At 60.5% G+C, this 16,478-nt stretch carries 15 protein-coding genes; 8 read left to right on the plus strand and 7 right to left on the minus strand.

Going from position 1 to position 16,478, the window contains the following annotated elements; translation table 11 throughout:
• Positions 1 to 50 precede the first annotated feature (50 nt).
• Positions 51 to 1,580 carry a diguanylate cyclase gene (locus AAAX73_RS03350; protein WP_349125007.1) on the plus strand — a complete coding sequence of 510 codons (1,530 nt, stop codon included), beginning with the start codon at positions 51 to 53 and terminating at the stop codon, positions 1,578 to 1,580.
• A 284-nt stretch (positions 1,581 to 1,864) separates the two neighbouring features.
• Here AAAX73_RS03350 and AAAX73_RS03355 read toward each other — a convergent pair whose 3' ends face one another.
• On the minus strand, positions 1,865 to 2,185 hold the full coding sequence (locus tag AAAX73_RS03355) for a DUF3784 domain-containing protein (RefSeq protein WP_117635527.1): 321 nt from the start codon (positions 2,183 to 2,185) through the stop codon (positions 1,865 to 1,867).
• A 334-nt stretch (positions 2,186 to 2,519) separates the two neighbouring features.
• Here AAAX73_RS03355 and AAAX73_RS03360 point away from each other — a divergent pair, with 334 nt between their 5' ends.
• The 4 genes from AAAX73_RS03360 to AAAX73_RS03375 all read left to right on the plus strand — a co-directional run bounded on the left by AAAX73_RS03360 (position 2,520) and on the right by AAAX73_RS03375 (position 5,422).
• A complete protein-coding gene (locus AAAX73_RS03360) occupies positions 2,520 to 3,143 on the plus strand; it encodes a flavodoxin family protein (RefSeq protein ID WP_349125008.1) in 624 nt (207 codons plus the stop codon).
• 17 nt (positions 3,144 to 3,160) lie between these two features.
• Complete coding sequence (locus AAAX73_RS03365; protein WP_022093957.1) at positions 3,161 to 3,502, plus strand: ArsC/Spx/MgsR family protein; 342 nt, start codon at positions 3,161 to 3,163, stop codon at positions 3,500 to 3,502.
• Between the two features lie 86 nt (positions 3,503 to 3,588).
• On the plus strand, positions 3,589 to 4,719 hold the full coding sequence (locus tag AAAX73_RS03370) for a GTP-binding protein (RefSeq protein ID WP_349125009.1): 1,131 nt from the start codon (positions 3,589 to 3,591) through the stop codon (positions 4,717 to 4,719).
• Between the two features lie 103 nt (positions 4,720 to 4,822).
• Positions 4,823 to 5,422: a tRNA (cytidine(34)-2'-O)-methyltransferase gene (locus AAAX73_RS03375; protein WP_349125010.1), complete on the plus strand. Its 600-nt coding sequence runs from the start codon at positions 4,823 to 4,825 to the stop codon at positions 5,420 to 5,422.
• A 29-nt stretch (positions 5,423 to 5,451) separates the two neighbouring features.
• On the opposite strand, the gene AAAX73_RS03380 is transcribed toward AAAX73_RS03375, so the two are convergent.
• From AAAX73_RS03380 to AAAX73_RS03395, 4 genes are all read right to left on the minus strand, one after another.
• Positions 5,452 to 7,947: an excinuclease ABC subunit UvrA gene (locus AAAX73_RS03380; RefSeq protein WP_349125011.1), complete on the minus strand. Its 2,496-nt coding sequence runs from the start codon at positions 7,945 to 7,947 to the stop codon at positions 5,452 to 5,454.
• Positions 7,948 to 7,957: 10 nt separating this feature from the next.
• A complete protein-coding gene (locus AAAX73_RS03385) occupies positions 7,958 to 9,076 on the minus strand; it encodes an ATP-binding protein (protein WP_349125012.1) in 1,119 nt (372 codons plus the stop codon).
• Between the two features lie 93 nt (positions 9,077 to 9,169).
• Positions 9,170 to 11,173, minus strand: coding sequence for a translation factor GTPase family protein (locus AAAX73_RS03390; RefSeq protein ID WP_349125013.1), 2,004 nt, complete (start codon positions 11,171 to 11,173; stop codon positions 9,170 to 9,172).
• A 305-nt stretch (positions 11,174 to 11,478) separates the two neighbouring features.
• Entirely contained in the window at positions 11,479 to 11,967 is a 489-nt protein-coding gene (locus AAAX73_RS03395) for an N-acetyltransferase (RefSeq protein ID WP_349125014.1), read from the minus strand.
• Positions 11,968 to 12,044: 77 nt separating this feature from the next.
• Here AAAX73_RS03395 and AAAX73_RS03400 point away from each other — a divergent pair, with 77 nt between their 5' ends.
• Positions 12,045 to 12,341, plus strand: coding sequence for a hypothetical protein (locus tag AAAX73_RS03400; protein WP_349125015.1), 297 nt, complete (start codon positions 12,045 to 12,047; stop codon positions 12,339 to 12,341).
• A 67-nt stretch (positions 12,342 to 12,408) separates the two neighbouring features.
• Here AAAX73_RS03400 and AAAX73_RS03405 read toward each other — a convergent pair whose 3' ends face one another.
• The gene (locus tag AAAX73_RS03405) at positions 12,409 to 13,113 is read right to left on the minus strand and encodes a class I SAM-dependent methyltransferase (RefSeq protein WP_349125016.1); all 705 of its coding nucleotides are present in this window, start codon (positions 13,111 to 13,113) and stop codon (positions 12,409 to 12,411) included.
• Between the two features lie 435 nt (positions 13,114 to 13,548).
• On the opposite strand from AAAX73_RS03405, the gene AAAX73_RS03410 reads away from it, so the two are divergent.
• Positions 13,549 to 13,950 (plus strand): hypothetical protein, encoded by a 402-nt coding sequence (locus AAAX73_RS03410; RefSeq protein WP_117805917.1) that lies wholly within the window; start codon positions 13,549 to 13,551, stop codon positions 13,948 to 13,950.
• Between the two features lie 127 nt (positions 13,951 to 14,077).
• Here AAAX73_RS03410 and AAAX73_RS03415 read toward each other — a convergent pair whose 3' ends face one another.
• On the minus strand, positions 14,078 to 14,893 hold the full coding sequence (locus tag AAAX73_RS03415) for a putative RNA methyltransferase (RefSeq protein ID WP_349125017.1): 816 nt from the start codon (positions 14,891 to 14,893) through the stop codon (positions 14,078 to 14,080).
• Positions 14,894 to 15,085: 192 nt separating this feature from the next.
• Between AAAX73_RS03415 and AAAX73_RS03420 the strand changes: the two genes are divergently transcribed.
• Positions 15,086 to 16,468 carry an MATE family efflux transporter gene (locus AAAX73_RS03420; protein ID WP_349125018.1) on the plus strand — a complete coding sequence of 461 codons (1,383 nt, stop codon included), beginning with the start codon at positions 15,086 to 15,088 and terminating at the stop codon, positions 16,466 to 16,468.
• Positions 16,469 to 16,478: the final 10 nt, after the last annotated feature.

Consider the following 16,478-nt stretch of genomic DNA (forward strand, 5'->3'; position numbering starts at 1 on the left):
AATTGGGAGTAAGATACAAACCATTGTTCCATCCAAGGAGGTCATCCATCATGAACGAGTCGTATCGTCTGGGCGAGCAATCAATCATCGCTCATCTTCAGCGACTTGCGAACAGGGCCTCAACCACCGAGCTCGATGTTGCCGCGCTGCCCCCGGAGTTGCGTGCCATCGGTGAGCAACTGCAGAAAACGCTCGCCATCCTGCAACAAGAACGCGAGCTGCTTGAGCACGGCGCCTATATCGACTCGCTCACCAATCTTGGCAACCGTGGCGGACTCGACCGCCATGTCGATCAGCTCTGGCGCAAAGGCACCCCCTTCACCTGCGCCTATATCGATATCGACCGCCTTAAGCATTGCAACGATAAGTTTGGCCACGCCGAGGGCAATCGCTACATTCTGAGCATCTGCCGCGCACTCACCGAGACAATGGAGCACGATGAGTTGCTGTTCCGTATCGGTGGAGACGAATTTGTACTTATATCCCCCACGACAGACGAAGCCGAGCTCGAGCAGCGCCTGGAGCGGACGCGTGCCAATCTTATCGAGGCAACATCGGACGGCAAGGCGCCCATGATCGCCAGCTTTAGCTTTGGCTGCTCGCGCGTCGACCCACTTGCAGGCGATACGCGTCGCCAGATGACAAAGGACGCCGACCGCAAAATGTATCGCTACAAGCTCATGCACCGTGTACAACAGCCAGAAGAAGACAACGTGCCGCAACACCCGGTCACAGATCAGCCTCTCTGCAACGACCGAGTGTTCCAAGCGATCTCCATGAGCTCCGAGACACGCTATCCGTTCATCATTAACCTCGACACCGGCGAATCGCAATGGTCGGTTAATGCCGTGCGCGATTTTGACCTACCCTCCCAGCATCCCTACAACTCGCTCGATATATGGCTTGCCCGTGTTCACCCCGAGGACCGCGACAACGTACGTGCCGAGCTCGATATGGTGGTAAACGGCACGTGGCACTTCCACTGCATGCAGTATCGCGTCATGAATACCGCCGGAAAATACGCGCTTTGCGACTGCACGGGTTACCGCCTGGACGGCACCGATACCGAGCCCAACATGTATGTGGGCATTGTCACCAACCGAAGCTTGGCAGATACGACCGATTCCGTGACCGGTCTGGGCGATATCCACGCCCTGGTCAACGCCATTGGCGAGATGCGTCGCGTGGCACGAAACGCGGGCTTGATCGCCATTAAAATCGACGAAATCGCACAGGTCAATGCCCGCTTTGGCTTTGATGCAGGCGACCGCGTTTTGGCAGAAAGCGCCGCCTGCCTCATGGATTGCTCGCGCGGCAAGGGTCGTCTGTTCCGCTCGACCGGACCGATGTTCGTGGCGCTCTTTGACGAGCTTGATCCCGAAGAGACCGACGCGGTTGCAGACGAAATCGAACGGTTCTTGGGATCGCCCGTGCTCCTTGGCTCATTTGAATATCAGCCGCCCCTTCGCGTGGCGACGCTTCATCTGGACGCCGTCGACCGACAGCCCGTTTCCATTTTGAACGAACTCAATGCGCTGATTAAAGAGGCGCCGCAGGTACCGGGCACCAAGCTGGACTAGCGTTATGGGGCGCATGATGGTTAATTTCCGATCTCAACCGAACACATTGGGCAAATAGGTCGTACCCGCAGTTAGCCGAACGTCCCCGCAGTCCCTCCCGGGGCCCGGGGGCACCGTTTCGATACTCTTGGTTTACTTTGCCTGATGCAAATAAGTGCTCAACAAGATAGAACCTATCCCCCGCCACGGATATGCCCTCGAGTAAATCTGTTAAGCCAAGCCTATCAAATTCTATTGACAATTGGCTGCATTGGTCCATTTTGTCGTCCAGCCACTTCCGCTGGCTATCGCCTCATAAACACAAACCTAACGAGCCGCACGAACGACAAAGAGGCCAAGCTGAACAGAAGTAGAACCAAAACTTCAAAAACGCTGGTATTCCAATCGCGTACCCAGCCCTCTACCGCCCACAAGAAAAACAGCAGCCCCATCCATAACGTCACAGAAGAAATCAGCTTTGCGTAAGGGCGTATATCAATCTCGCTCTCCCTTTTTGTGACATCATATCCAGCAATTGAGCAGAGCCATCTTCCTCTTCGGTATTGGATTGAAAGGACAATCAAGGCAATCGAAGTCATCAAGCAAACAGCATCCTCTGTTTCCATAGAGTTTCCTTTGCTTTCCATCCTAGTTACGCATTCACAATCGAATCAAACCAAGTATGAATTACTCGATAGCAACCGCCTTAGTATAAACCATAGCCGCCGCAGCAGCCCGCCTTCCAAGGCCTCAAAGCTCGCCATCGAGGGCGACCCGCCCAGACCCCTTACAATCTGCTCGCACGAGGCCCCGCACTCCAACATCCTCTGGACCGTATCCCGCTCGTACCTGGTGAGCGTGCCTGCCGTGGGCCCTCGGGGCCGGCATCGTGCCCCACGCCATCTGCCCGCTCGTGCGATAATCCTCTGCAGAAGTCACCGACAGCAGAGGGAGTTTGTGATGAAGGTTCTTTTGGTCAATGGCAGCCCCAAGGCAAACGGCAACACGGCCCGCGCACTCGCCGAGGTCGCCGAGCAGCTTAACGCCGAAGGCATCGATACCGAGATGTTTCAGCTGGGCGCCAAGCCTATTCGCGATTGCATCGGTTGCGGCCAGTGCGGCAAACTCGATTGCCGCTGCACCTTTGACGACGACATGGTCAACGAGTTGATTGCCGCCGCCGAGCAGGCAGACGGCTTTGTCTTTGGTTCGCCCGTCTACTACGCGCACCCCAGCGGACGTATCCTCTCTGCCCTCGACCGTGCATTCTATGCTGGCAGCAAGGCCTTTACGCACAAGCCGGGCGTCGCTGTCGCCGTTGCCCGTCGCGGTGGCACGTCGACCACCTTCGACGTGCTCAACAAGTACTTCACCATCAACCAGATGCCCGTGGTAGCGTCCACGTACTGGAACAACGTCTTCGGTGCCATGCCGGGCGAGGCCGCCCAGGACGCCGAGGGCCTTGCCACCATGCGAAACATCGGTAAAAACATGGCCTGGCTGCTGCGTTGCATCGAGGCGGGAAAGGCCGCCGGCATCGAAGCCCCCGAGGCCGATCGCGAGCGAACCAACTTTATTCGGTAGAACGGCGGAACCAAACAATGAATATTCAAATCTTTGGCACCAAAAAGTCCTTCGACACCAAGAAGGCCCAGCGCTATTTTAAGGAGCGCCGCATTAAGGTGCAGTTTATTGACCTTAAGGAAAAGGAGATGAGCAAGGGCGAGCTCACGAGCGTGATGCAGGCGGTTGGCGGCATCGACAAGCTGCTCAACCCCAAAGCCAAGGACGAGGAGACGCTCGCGCTCATCCAACACCTCACCCCCAGCCAGCGCTTCGACAAGTTACTCGAAAACCAGCAGGTTCTGGCCGAGCCTATCGTGCGTAACGGCAAGAAGGCCACCGTCGGCTATTGTCCCGATGTGTGGGGAGCCTGGGAGTAGCCTGTGTTATTTGTCGGCGCGTGGGTATAAGAGCAGGCGTTTGGCATAAGATTCAACTGTAAGCCATGTCTAACAAAGGAGGGCACATGCCCAACAAGCCCGTGAAGATCATCATGCTTACCGGATACCTCGGTGCCGGCAAGACCACGCTGCTCAACCACATCCTCGCTAACGACGGCGGCATCCGCGCCGCCGTGATCGTCAACGATATCGGCGAGATCAACGTCGACGCCAGCCTTATCGCCGACGGCGGCCTTTCCGAGACCGACGACCTCATCCCGCTCACCAACGGCTGCATCTGCTGCACGCTTTCGGACGACCTGGCCAACCAGCTGCAGGGCATCGCCGATTCGGGCAAGTTCGACTACATCATCATCGAGGCCTCGGGCATTTGCGAGCCTATCCCCATCGCCTACACCATCTCGAGCTTCTGCGACGAGGCCAAGGTTGGCGGCGAGCCCAAGCTTGCGCTCGACAACATCGTGGCCGTGGTCGACTGCGCCCGCATGTACGACGAGTTCAACGGCGGTCGCGACCTGCTGGCCGAGGACATTGACGAGGACGACATCGAGAGCCTGCTCATCCAGCAGATCGAGTTTTGCTCCACGCTGATCCTCAACAAGACCGATACCGTCACGCCTGAGCAGATTGCCGAGCTCAAGGCCATCGTGCGCAGTCTGCAGAAGGACGCCGTAATTGTCGAGGCCCAAAACGGCGAGGTCCCCATGGAGGAGCTGCTCGACACCGACCGCTTCGACTTTATGCGCGCCTACAACTCCGCCGCCTGGATCGAGGCCATGGAGCATCCCGAGGAGCACGACGACCCCGAGGTGCTCGAGTACGACATCGAGACCTTTGTGTACTCGCGCCGCAAACCGTTTGACCTGCAGAAGTTCACCGATTTTGTTGAGCAGGAGTGGCCTGACGAGGTCATCCGCGTCAAGGGTCCGCTGTGGCAGACCGGCGATCCGGACATGTGCTACATGTTCGAGCAGGCTGGCCACCAGATGCGCCTGATGGAGAACGGTCTGTTCGTTGACTCCGCGCCCGAGGGCGAGAAGCAGAAGATCATCGACGAGAACCCCGAGATCATGCAGATTTGGGACGATGAGACGGGCGACCGCATGACGAGCCTGTGCATCATCGGCCGTCACATGGACAAGGATGCGCTCATCGCCGACCTCGATGCCTGCCTGACCGACTGGCACCGCGCCTAGGTTTATCGAAGCGGGCATTTTTTCCGCCCACGTAACCGCCAAAACCACCACGAAGGTGCCTGTCCCCTTCGTGGTGGTTTTTCGTTCTATGCCAAGGAGATTCATGTTCAATATCGTGCTGTACGCGCCCGAGATTCCGGCCAATACGGGCAACATCGGCCGTACCTGCGTGGTCACCGGCGCCCGCCTGCATCTGGTGGAGCCGTTGGGCTTTTCGCTCGACGACAAGACGGTGCGCCGCGCCGGCCTGGGCTACTGGCAAAACTTGGACGTGACAACGTATGCCGGCTGGGAGGATTTCCTGGCGCGCAACGATCTCTCCCCCGCCGACGAGCGCCTGCATCTGCTGACCAAAAAGGCGCGCCGCACCTATGCACAAAGCACCTACCGCGATGGCGACTTTTTGGTCTTTGGCAGCGAGAGCTCGGGGATTCCCGAAGAGCTGCTCGCTGCGGCGCCTGAGCGCTGCGAGCGCATTCCCATGCTGCGCGATTGCGACTCGCTCGACAACGCCGAGGCCTGGGAAGCCCACGAGGAATCGCTCGGGCATATCGAGGGCAGCCACGAGGCCATCCTTCAGCAGGATATCTGCGGCAACTTCGTCGATCCGAACGACTACCGCATCAGCGCCCTCAACCTCTCCAACAGCGCCGCCATCGTCCTCTACGAGGCTCTGCGCCAAACAGGCTTTCCGGGAATGTGACAAAGAGACGGTCCCTTTGTCACATTCGGTTATAGGTAGCGGCCAGTGACGCTTGCGGAGCAGGCCGCGATGTCGCCCGGCGTGCCGGCGCAGACGACCTGTCCGCCGGCATCGCCGCCGCCCGGACCCATGTCGATCACGTAATCGGCGTTACGGATGAGGTCGAGGTCGTGTTCGATCACGATAACCGTGGCGCCCTTGGCAACGAGGCCATCAAACACACTCAGCAGCACCTGAACGTCGAGCGGATGCAGGCCGATTGTGGGTTCGTCGAACACGAATACGGCATCGTCCTGCACGCGGCCCATCTCGCTCGCAAGCTTGAGTCGCTGCGCCTCGCCGCCCGAAAGCGCCGGCGTGGGCTCGCCAAGTGTCAGGTATCCCAGCCCCAGGTCGCGCAAGGTCTGCAGGCGCGCCTGGACTTTCTTGAGTCCTACCGTGGCATCGAGTGCCTCGTCCACGCTCATATCCATAAGTTGCGGCAACGTAAGCAGGCTGCCGTCCTTGCCCTCGCGATGGATACGCGAGGCCGCGTCTGCATAACGCGAGCCGCGACATGCAGGACAGACGATCTCGACATCGGGCAAAAACTGCACGTCGAGCGATATCGAGCCCGTGCCATCGCACGTGGGGCAGCGCAAGGCGCCGGTGTTGTAGCTAAAGGCACCCGCCTTATACCCTGCCGCCTTGGCCTCGGGCGTACGGGCGAAGGCGCGGCGCAGCTCATCATGGATGTCGGCATAGGTCGCCACCGTCGAGCGCACGTTGGCGCCAATGGGCGTGGCATCAATCAGGTTGGCGCGCGCGATGCCCTCGGCATCGACCCAACGCACGTGCCTCGGCAGGCGCTCACCGGCCGCTTGCGCCTTGAGCGCCGGGATGAGCGTCTCGAGCACCAATGTCGTCTTGCCCGAACCTGAAACACCCGTTACCGCGACAAGGCGGCCGCGCGGGATATCGACTTCGAGCGGTTTGACGGTATGGATGGCATCGGTCGCCATGCGGATATGGCCCCGGTCGAACATTTCGTCGTCAGGCACCTGCGGACGCAAGCGCTCAGGCTCCGAGCGCAAAAATGGGGCGATGCGGCTGCCCTGCGATTCTTCGACCTCGCCTACCGCGCCCGCGGCGATCACATTGCCGCCGCCTGCTCCGGCAACGGGGCCCATCTCGACCAGATAGTCGGCTTCCGCCAGTACGCGCGTGTCGTGGTCGACAACGACCACGGTGTTGCCGTCATCCACCAAATCGCGCATCACGCCTACCAGGCCGTCGACATTGGCAGGATGCAAGCCAATCGAGGGCTCGTCCAGCACATAGAGCACGCCCGTCGATCGGTTACGCACCACGCGGGCGAGCTGCACGCGCTGACGCTCGCCCGTGGAGAGCGTGGCACCGGCGCGGTCGAGCGAAAGGTAATCGAGGCCCAGATCGACCAGTCGACGGGCCGTGCTCAAAAACGAATCGCAGATATCCGTCGCCATGGGCTGCATCTCGGCCGGCAAGGATGCGGGCACCCCGCGCACCCACTCAATCGCCTCACCCAGCGTCATAGCCGCGGCCTGCGCCAGATTGATACCGCGCACCTGGGGATGGCGTGCGGCCTCGGAGAGACGCGTGCCGCCACAGTCACGGCATGGCCCCTCGCGCAAAAAGCGCGCCACGCGCTTGAGGCCCTTGTCGTCCTTAACCTTGGCGAGCGCATTCTCGACGGTATAGGCAGCGTTGTAATAGGTAAAATCGAGCGGCGTGGCGCCCTCGCCGTTTTTGGGAACGTAGAGAATGTGCTTTTTAACCGCCGGACCGTGGAACACGATGTCGCGCTCTTGAGGCGTGAGCTGGTTAAACGGCACGTCGGTGCGCACACCCATCTCGCCAGCCACCTGCTTCATCAGATCCCACATGAGTGTGCCCCAAGGAAGCACCGCGCCCTCGTTGATGGTCTTTGACTCGTCGGGCACCAGGCTCGCTTCGTCCACCTCGCGCATGACACCGGTGCCGCCGCAGGTAGGGCACGCACCGCCGCTGTTAAAGGCAAGGTCCTCGGCACTCGGCGCGTAGAACTCGCGGCCGCATGCGGGGCACGTGAGCGACAGGCCCGCAGCCACGTTAAGGCTCGGCTCCACACGCGCCCCGCAATGTGGGCACACGTGATGGGCACAGCGGCTAAAGAGCAAACGCAGACTGTTGTTGAGCTCGGACATGGTACCAAAGGTCGAGCGCACGCCTGGCACACTGGGACGCTGATGCAACGCGAGTGCCGCCGGTACGTGCAATACCTCGTCCACCTGGGCGTGCTCGGCCTGCGTCAGGCGACGTCGAGTATAGGTGCTGAGCGCCTCCAGGTAACGGCGCGAGCCCTCGGCATAAAGAACTCCCAGCGCCAGCGAGCTCTTGCCCGAGCCCGACACGCCGGCAATGCCCACGAGCCTCCCCAGCGGAATATCGATATCGATGTCCTTGAGATTGTGGACACGTGCACCGCGCACCTCGATAGCCTGCGGGCTCATCTTCTGTTCCGTCACCTTTATCACCCTACTCATGCCATAAAACGCGGTCGCGGATATACTCGCCCAGCATGGGCACGGTAAACCGCACAAGGCCGTATCCGGCGGCCTCGATGGCGCGCTCGCGAATCAGGCTTGCGCGATATTTACTCGCCCAGCTCTGGGTACGGTCGCAGCGCTCAATGATATCCGCCGTGCGCGTCGGCTTGTCCTCGTCAACCGCCATAGCCTCGATAAAGAGGCGCTGAGGGCTGCGCAGACCGTAATACAGAGGTGCGTCAACCGCTTCGTAGAACTCGGAGACGGCATCCGCATGGCCATTCTCGACATCGCGCCTTTCGATGACCTGCGAGCCACGCCGGACAGCAGACCGCCACATGTAATAGCCCACCAGCTGAACCATATAGGGATGCCCCATGCTCTTGCGCGCCGCAAGGTCCGCCGTCTCCGCGTCAACGTAAAGACCAGCGTCTTTGACCGTCTGGATATACGAATCGCGCACTTTGGGCAAAGATATTGCCCCCAACGTACGCTGCTGGGCACGCCGCAAAAACGTCACGCTCGGCTCTTCGAGCAGATCGTCAACCATACTGGGCAAGCCGGCGAACGCCAGCGCAAGACCGCGCTGGTCGCTATCGGGCAAGCCCGTGGCATCCTGGTCTCCGAGCACCTGCTGATAGAGGACGGCAAGAGCCGCCAGTTCCTCGATAGACACCGATTGTGCCTCGTCAATCGCAAACAAGACGCCCTTGCCCGGACCGAGCTTCTTGAGACGCTCGTTGACCAGCCCTCGCAATGTCTCGCCTTTTGCCCGCGCCGCCTCGACCGACATCCGGCCAAACGACGGCCCAAACTCCATTGACGTCACAACGGGTTTATTCGAGCGAAGCGCGTCGGCCAAGCGGTCGCACAAACCAAGCGAAGCGGAATCGGAGACAACCGCCCATCCGCGCTCGCTGGCTAGACGTTGCAGCTCCCGCAGGAGAACCGTTTTGCCATAGCCGCGGTTTCCCGTAATGAGCATGAGCCTGCCCGGCGCTCCGGCGCCGTTGTCGAGCCCTTCCTCAAAATCTTCGATGACCGACTCGCGACCGATGAGTATCGGAGGCCGCTTACCAGCTGTGGGCTTAAAGGGATTTGGATTCATATCGGCCTCCTCGGATTGGCAAACCCTGGTAACAGTTATACCAACTTATACCGAGTTATACCAATAGCATGTGACAAAGGGGCTGTCCCTTTGTCACATGTGGCCGAAAAACTCGGCGTCCGCCGCTCGCCAGGGGCGGAAGGAGGCGGGATCGATCTTTACGTGCGCCGCGGCGGGCACGTCGTACCATTTGACCGTGTAACCGGCGCCGTGAGAGCAAAAGACCGAGTCGGGCGTGTTGGGCAGATCGGCCTCGGGCTCATAGGCGGCCGTCTCGATGACGCGCTCGGCATCATGGCAAGCCGCATAACCGGCGAACTCCAGATACAGATGACCGCGACCGCTCGTGTAGGCAGCTACCTCCAGCGCATAATCCTGCACCTCGGATGCCGGCACGCGACCCACAAGCTTCGCCCTCTCGCCCGCCATTGCCGGCGGCTCGTACTCGGCACCCATGCGCGTGGCATCCGAGAGCGCCCGGCCCACGCACTCCCCCGGCACCTCGAGCTCAAAGTGGTACCACGGCTCCAGCAACACGTCTGCGCCGGCCTCGCGCGCCCGCATCAAACCCTGGCGAATCGCGCGGTACGTGGCCTGGCGAAAATCGCCGCCCTCGGTGTGTTTGGCATGCGCGCGGCCGCCCGTGAGCGTAATGCGCACATCGGTGATGGGCGAGCCGGTCAGTGCGCCCAGGTGATCGCGCTCCATGGCGTTAGTGAGTGCCAGACGTTGCCAGTTAAGATCGAGCTCGTCGGTCGAGGTCACGGTGCCAAACTGCACGCCCGAACCCGCTAGCAACGGCTCCAGACGCAGATGCACCTCGGCATAGTGGCGCAGTGGCTCAAAGTGGCCCACGCCCTCGACCGGCTGCGAAATAGTCTCCTTATAGAGAATGCCGCCGGGCTCAAACTCGACCGCAAGGCCAAAACGATCGGCCAGCACGCGCTGCACGACCTCGAGCTGCACGGCGCCCATCAACTGCAGGTGAATCTGCTCAAGATGCGTATTCCAGCTTACGCCGAGCATGGGATCTTCGTCCGCCAACTCAGTCAATGCTTTGAACACCGTATGGGCGTCGTGTTCGCCCGGCAGCACCGTATAGGTGAGGACTGGCGCAATGACGGGCGCATCGCCCGCGGACTCCGCGCCCAGGGCGTCCCCTGGGCGAACGTGCGCAAGACCCGTCACGGCGCAAATACCGCCAGCAGCAACTTCTTGGGCAAGCTCATACTTCTCGCCGTTATAGATGCGTACCTGATCGACCTTCTGTTCCCACGCCTCGGCACTAGAATGCCCGCTGATCATCTGTTTTGCGCGCAGCGTGCCGCCGGTCACTTTAACCCAAGCCAAGCGCTCGCCACGATCCCCGCGGCTGACACGATAGACGCGCGCGGCAAACTCCGGGAGCCACGCCTGCTCACGCATCAGCGCGCATATACCATCCAGTAGCTCGTCAACGCCCTGATCCTTAAGCGCCGAGCCGGCAAAGCAGGGAAAGAGCTTGCGCTCGGCAACCATGCGCGACAGCGTTGCGACAGAAAGCTCACCCGCTTCAAGAAACTCCTCGAGCGCCGCTTCGTCCAACGCAGCAGCGTCCTCCTGAACGGCGCCGCCCGCAAGCAGTTCGTTGGCATCCAGGCAGCCCTCGGAAAGACGCTGCCCGAGTTGTGCCAGCAAAACATCGCGGCCGGGATTCTCCAAATCGATCTTGTTGATGAAGATGAACGTCGGGATGTCATAGCGTGCAAGCAGGCGCCACAGGGTTTCGGTGTGCCCTTGCACGCCGTCGTTGGCGCCCACAACCAAAATCGCGTAGTCGAGTGCGCGCAGCGTGCGCTCCGCCTCGGCAGAAAAATCGACATGCCCCGGCGCATCCACGAGCATGACGTGGGTATCGCCATGGTCGAGCACGGCCTGCGACGAGAAGATCGTAATGCCACGCTCGCGCTCGATCGCGTTGGTGTCTAGGTGCGAATCGCCATCGTCAACGCGGCCGCGCTTGCGAATGCGACCCGCGTTGAACAACATGGCCTCGGCCAACGTGGTCTTGCCGGCATCGACATGCGCCAAGATTCCAACGACCGCTTGCTTCGACATGGCTCTCCTCTTATTGCAAACCCATCGCACGCGGCAACGGGCGTTCTCATTCCACACTGGATGATACAATTTACGGGCCGGCGGGCGAAGCGGGCCCTATCCCCCGACCGAGCTCATCGCCCCGCGTTGCCGCGCGGCGATTTTCGTAGGTTCGCGCCTTGCGAAAGCCGGCACCTCCCCTTTTTGTCTGCCCTGGTTCATCTGGGACAGTAACAACGCGAGCCTCACAACAACGCGTTTTACCAAAAATGGCCCCACTCGGGGCCATTTTCATTTCGATGAAACGCTGGTATATGACTCGGCCCTTATGCCTCGCGCAGCCAGTCGAACGCAACACGCGGCGTGCCGTCGGACACATACACGACGCCGGCGCGCCCGAACCCCGCCTTCATGCTCGCGCCCTGCATGGGCAGGTTGTCCGCGTGCGTATCGATACGCAGATGGTCGACACGTTCCTTGGCAAAGGCAAACATCGCAGCCGCGATACCGTGCACGGTGCCGTCGGACGCCACGCGGTGCAGTACGGCGTACGGAGTGTTGCTACGCCACTGACCGTCCTCGATGACGTCATAGCACTCGTCCGGGCCCGGTAAAAAGGCAAACGTCGCCACCACGCGACCGTCGACTTCGAACACATAGCTGCCACCGGCGGCGATATCGGCAGCCAGCTGCTCGGCCGAAGGCGTGCCCTCGGGCCACTGCGTGGCGTTGCCATGCGCGCGCATAAAGGCGCGGGCGGCGTCATAGATGGCCATGACGGCAGGAATGTCGGTATCGAGGGTTTTTCTGATCATCACGCGGCGACCTCACGTTTATTGGTATCACTTTGATTGAGCAATGATACCAACGTTTGAAGAAGGGCGTGAAGCAGATGGGGAGCAAAAAGCGAGCCGCCTGGTCAAAGGCCAAAAGCGAGTTTTTAGGCGCTGCCACCGGCGGCGATATGAGCGACCTGTTTGCGCATGAGGACGAGCGCCGCGACGCCCTGGACGCCGAGCGCGATGAAGCCTGGCGCTACAAATCGTGCGAGCGCAAAAACCGCTACGACACACGCGCCGAGGCCGAGGCCGTTATGGCCGACTGCGAAAACCGCGGACGGCGCGGTTTAGCCTGCTACAAATGCGAGTACTGCGGCGGCTGGCACCTGACGTCGCACCCTTGGAAATAGACCCCGCATCGGCGCGGCGCTCACGCAGCGGCACGGCACCGACACATCGCCGGCCACCGCGCGCAGGCTACGGGCGCGGTGGCACCAAAACATCGTAGCGGACGGCCTTGCCCGCAAGTTGATAGCTCGGCTTAACGCCGGCAAGCAATGGGCCCTTCACCGGCCGCTTGATAACGACCTTGCGCGGGTGCACCGCGAGCGCAGCTTCGACCAGCGTCTCCTCATCGGCGCACGGCTGTTCCAGATGATGCAAAAGTTGGAACTTCTTTTTAACCGCCGCGCTCTTGGTGCGCTCGGGAAACATGGGGTCCAGATACACCACATCGGGAGCCGCGAGCTCACCGCGCTCGACCAGCTCAGCCGTATGGCGAAGGCCGGCAATGCTGTCCTCGCCCGCATGTAAGCGCATGCGCGCCACGGCAGCCGCAAGCGCCGGATCATCTGCCGCGCGATCCAGAGCATCCTTGAGGAGCACCGCGATCACGCAATCCTGTTCATACAAATCGACGGTAAAGCCCGCGGCGGCCAGCAGCAGCGAATCCTCGCCAAAGCCTGCCGTGGCGTCAATCGCCCATGGGTTCTCGGTGCCTTTTGTGCGCGCAGCCTTAACCAGCAGCTCTTGCTGTAAACGGCCCTGTTTGAGCCGTGGGCGCATGCGGGCAAAATCGGCACGCAACTCCATCGTGCCGTCGGTGAGCGTAAGGCCCTCGAGCTTCCCGGTCAGCTCAAGCCCCGCGGCCCGAGCAACAGAAAAGGGATCGACGACGCCCATGGGCACTCCTTAGCAAGCAAAACGAATACGTGAGCGCCACCCCTGTCGGCACTCAACCGTCCGCTATTGTCCCACATGCGACATGGCCCACAGCATCCCAATGCAAAGCACCGCCATCAATCCCGTGCACACGGCAGCGATCACAGAATCACCCATGCGCCTTCCCAACGACCGCGGCTCGCGCACTTGCCCTGTTCCGTACATCATGGCTCCTCCTTAGACCAGCTCCTTGTTACATCCTCATCATCGCAGCGCCGCACATGAGCTGCCATCGATTTGGCTTACAGCTGGCTTTCCTTTTTGAAAGATTGCCCTGCACAGGCGAGAAGCGCTTTCTAACACACACGCCGTCACGTTGAACTACAATGTGCTTCACGATATGTGCAGCATATGGGACGCGCCAGACTGGCAGCGCCCGAATCGAAAGGACTACCTATGAGCGCCGCGCGCAAGACACTCAAAATCCTTGCCCTCATCTATTTTGTTTTGGGCATCGCCAGCCTCGTCATCGGTATCACCGGCATCGCAACCGGCAAATTTGAATCCGTCTACGGATCGAACGCCATGCTCGCCGCGGTCGTGCTTGTCGCCAAGGGCGTTATCGACCTTGCCGCAGGTGTTGCGGGCATCAAGGGCGCCAACAAGCCTTCGCAGGTGGATGGCGCGTTTAAGCTCGGCATCGTTGCCGCAATCGCCACGATTGCGCAGGCTGTGCTCACCCTTCCCGCGCTCGGCGGCAGCGCCGTCAATATTGGAGCCTTTGTCATCGTGGTCTACGACCTGTTCTTTGTTCAGCAGGCACACGCCGTCAAGGCCGAGAACAAGGACCGCCTGTAAGCGCTCACTTCTCATAGCCTCTGCAGCCAAGTAACTAAAAGGGCCGATCGCGCATATCCGCGGTCGGCCCTTTACGTTTGCCCAGATAACACCTGCCAAAATAAACCTGTCCCTTTTTGGCAGGTTGTTAGCTGTGACGGTACTCGGCGATGATGAAGTCGATGTCGGTTTGAAGGGTGTCCAGGTTTGCCAGGCGCTCTTTATCGGCAGGGCGCGTGCGGTAGTAGTACGGCGTCATTTGGAACACCGCCTCGATGTCAGCCTGGGTCTGGAGCGTAATGTTCGCAAACACCCGCTGCGTTCCGACCAACTCGAGTTCGGTGGTCTTCGGCAGCTTCTCGTCATTGAGATATGGCGTGTCGTAGAGCACCTCTTTGAGGCCAAACAGATGCCGAGCACCCGGCACCACGGTATAGAGCGAGCCCTCTGGCGCCAGCACGCGGGCAAATTCGCGCTCGTTAAAGGGGGCAAAGAGCTCGGTCACCATATCGAAGGCGCCATCGGCCACGGGGATAGCCTTCATGTTGGCCACGAAGTAGGTCGCATCGCCGCGCTTGGCGGCCAGGCGAACCATCTCTTTGCCCAGGTCGAAACCGTAAGCATCTACGCCCGGCACCGCACCCATGGCGCTGGTGTAGTAGCCCTCGCCACAGCAAATATCGAGCAACGTCATGGGGCAGTTCGTTGACGCGGCACGCTCAGACGCCTGCTCGCGCACCAGCTCGACCATCGCATCGCGCAACGGCGCATAGTAACCGCGGTTCAGAAAGTCGCGACGGCTGCGTGCCTGCGACTTGGGATCGCCCATGGAGTCACCGCTCTTGGACGAGCGCAGCAGATAGAGATAGCCCTCGCGCGCACGGTCAAACCGGTGTCCGCCCGCGCACACAGCACCGCGCTCATCGTCCACCAACGGCTCATGGCAAACGGGACACAACAACATGGCAACTCCTTAGCGCGAACAACACAACGCCCACCATTGTCGCACGCCTTCCCCATCTAGTCATAGAAGAGACAAGGAGTGTCCCCCAGCTGCCGGCAGAAAAGGAACGTCCCTAAGTGCCGGCTGGATGCATTAGGAGTATCATCGTCTGCGCAAATATCTAGCGAATCGCATAGTAGAGATTGAGAGCGTATGACTGATACCGCGTCCAAGCACATTGACATGACCACCGGCTCGCTGTGGCGCAATATTCCCCTGTTCGCCTTTCCCGTCGCCGCCACGAGCATCCTTGAGCAGCTGTCGAACCTCATCGCCACGGTCATCATCGGTAACTTCTCGGGCGACCAGGGAACCCTCGCCATGGCGGCGGTCGGCTCCAATGTTCCGCTTACCAGTCTTATGATCAACCTGTTTATTGGGCTGTCGCTTGGCTCCAACGTGGTCATCGCCAACGCCATCGGCCGCAACGATCAGAACATGGTCAAGCGCGCCGTCCACACCTCGATTCTGATGGCACTCGTGGGCTTTGTCGTCATCGCACTGGGCGAGATCTTTGCCGAGCCCATGCTCGCCGCGCTCAACGTCCCTGACGAAACCATGCCGCTCGCATCGCTCTACCTGCGCGTCTTTTTGCTCAGCATGCCCTCGATCTTGCTCTACAACTTTGAGGCCGCAATCTTCCGCTCCGTCGGCATCACCCGCATGCCGCTACAGGCGCTTGCCGTGTCCACCGTCCTCAACATTGGCCTGGACCTCATCTTTGTCCCCGTGCTCCACTGGGGCGTCGCGGGTGTCGCCATCGCCACCGCCATCGCCTATACCGTCAGCGCAGTCACGCTCTTTATCCGTCTGCTCAAGACCGATTCCGTCGTCCGCGTCACCCTGCGCGATCTGGCTATCGACCCCGTCGCCCTCAAGCGCATCGTCAAGATCGGCCTGCCCGCCGGCATCCAAAGCGCCGTCTTTGCCGTCGCCAACATCATCATCCAGTCCGCCATCAACAGCCTGGGCACCGAGGTCATGGCGGCATCCAGCGCTGCCATGAGCCTGGAGTACGTGTGCTACAACCTGCTCAACAGCTTTAGCCAGGCTTGCACCACCTTTGTGGGACAAAACCACGGTGCCCGCCAGATCGACCGCTGCACCAAAACGCTCAAGGTCTGCCTGGTCGAAGGCGGCATCGTTGCACTCACCACGATTATCGTCATCGTCGGTCTGGGGCGCGAGATCCTGGCGCTCTTTAACAGCGATCCCAACATCGTCTCGATCGGCTATATCCGTGTGTGCTCGATCTTCCCGGCATACGCCTTTAGCATGTTCTACGAAAATATGTCCGGCTACCTGCGCGGCTTTGGCATCTCGCTCATGCCCGCCCTCATCACCATGATCTGTGTCTGCGGCATCCGCTTCTACTGGGTATTCTGCGTGTTCCCGCACTTCCGCACCTTTGCGAACATCATGATGGTCTACCCCATCAGCCTGGGCACCACAGCGTTCTTTATGGTCGTGGCGGTATTGCTCTGCCATCCGGCACGCACCTACCGTCTGGCGCAAGCCAAAGCGACAGCCCGCTAATCACCACACT

The organism is Collinsella sp. CLA-ER-H9, assembly GCF_040092295.1.
In the GTDB taxonomy this organism is placed as follows: domain Bacteria; phylum Actinomycetota; class Coriobacteriia; order Coriobacteriales; family Coriobacteriaceae; genus Collinsella.

Excerpts from the sequence above, each read along its gene's own strand:
- AAAX73_RS03350 (WP_349125007.1), top strand. The coding sequence starts at position 51 with ATGAACGAGTCGTATCGTCTGGGCGAGCAATCAATCATCGCTCATCTT.
- AAAX73_RS03355 (WP_117635527.1), bottom strand. The coding sequence starts at position 2,185 with ATGGAAACAGAGGATGCTGTTTGCTTGATGACTTCGATTGCCTTGATT.
- AAAX73_RS03360 (WP_349125008.1), top strand. The coding sequence starts at position 2,520 with ATGAAGGTTCTTTTGGTCAATGGCAGCCCCAAGGCAAACGGCAACACG.
- AAAX73_RS03365 (WP_022093957.1), top strand. The coding sequence starts at position 3,161 with ATGAATATTCAAATCTTTGGCACCAAAAAGTCCTTCGACACCAAGAAG.
- AAAX73_RS03370 (WP_349125009.1), top strand. The coding sequence starts at position 3,589 with ATGCCCAACAAGCCCGTGAAGATCATCATGCTTACCGGATACCTCGGT.
- AAAX73_RS03375 (WP_349125010.1), top strand. The coding sequence starts at position 4,823 with ATGTTCAATATCGTGCTGTACGCGCCCGAGATTCCGGCCAATACGGGC.
- AAAX73_RS03385 (WP_349125012.1), bottom strand. The coding sequence starts at position 9,076 with ATGAATCCAAATCCCTTTAAGCCCACAGCTGGTAAGCGGCCTCCGATA.
- AAAX73_RS03390 (WP_349125013.1), bottom strand. The coding sequence starts at position 11,173 with ATGTCGAAGCAAGCGGTCGTTGGAATCTTGGCGCATGTCGATGCCGGC.
- AAAX73_RS03395 (WP_349125014.1), bottom strand. The coding sequence starts at position 11,967 with ATGATCAGAAAAACCCTCGATACCGACATTCCTGCCGTCATGGCCATC.
- AAAX73_RS03400 (WP_349125015.1), top strand. The coding sequence starts at position 12,045 with ATGGGGAGCAAAAAGCGAGCCGCCTGGTCAAAGGCCAAAAGCGAGTTT.
- AAAX73_RS03405 (WP_349125016.1), bottom strand. The coding sequence starts at position 13,113 with ATGGGCGTCGTCGATCCCTTTTCTGTTGCTCGGGCCGCGGGGCTTGAG.
- AAAX73_RS03410 (WP_117805917.1), top strand. The coding sequence starts at position 13,549 with ATGAGCGCCGCGCGCAAGACACTCAAAATCCTTGCCCTCATCTATTTT.
- AAAX73_RS03415 (WP_349125017.1), bottom strand. The coding sequence starts at position 14,893 with ATGTTGTTGTGTCCCGTTTGCCATGAGCCGTTGGTGGACGATGAGCGC.
- AAAX73_RS03420 (WP_349125018.1), top strand. The coding sequence starts at position 15,086 with ATGACTGATACCGCGTCCAAGCACATTGACATGACCACCGGCTCGCTG.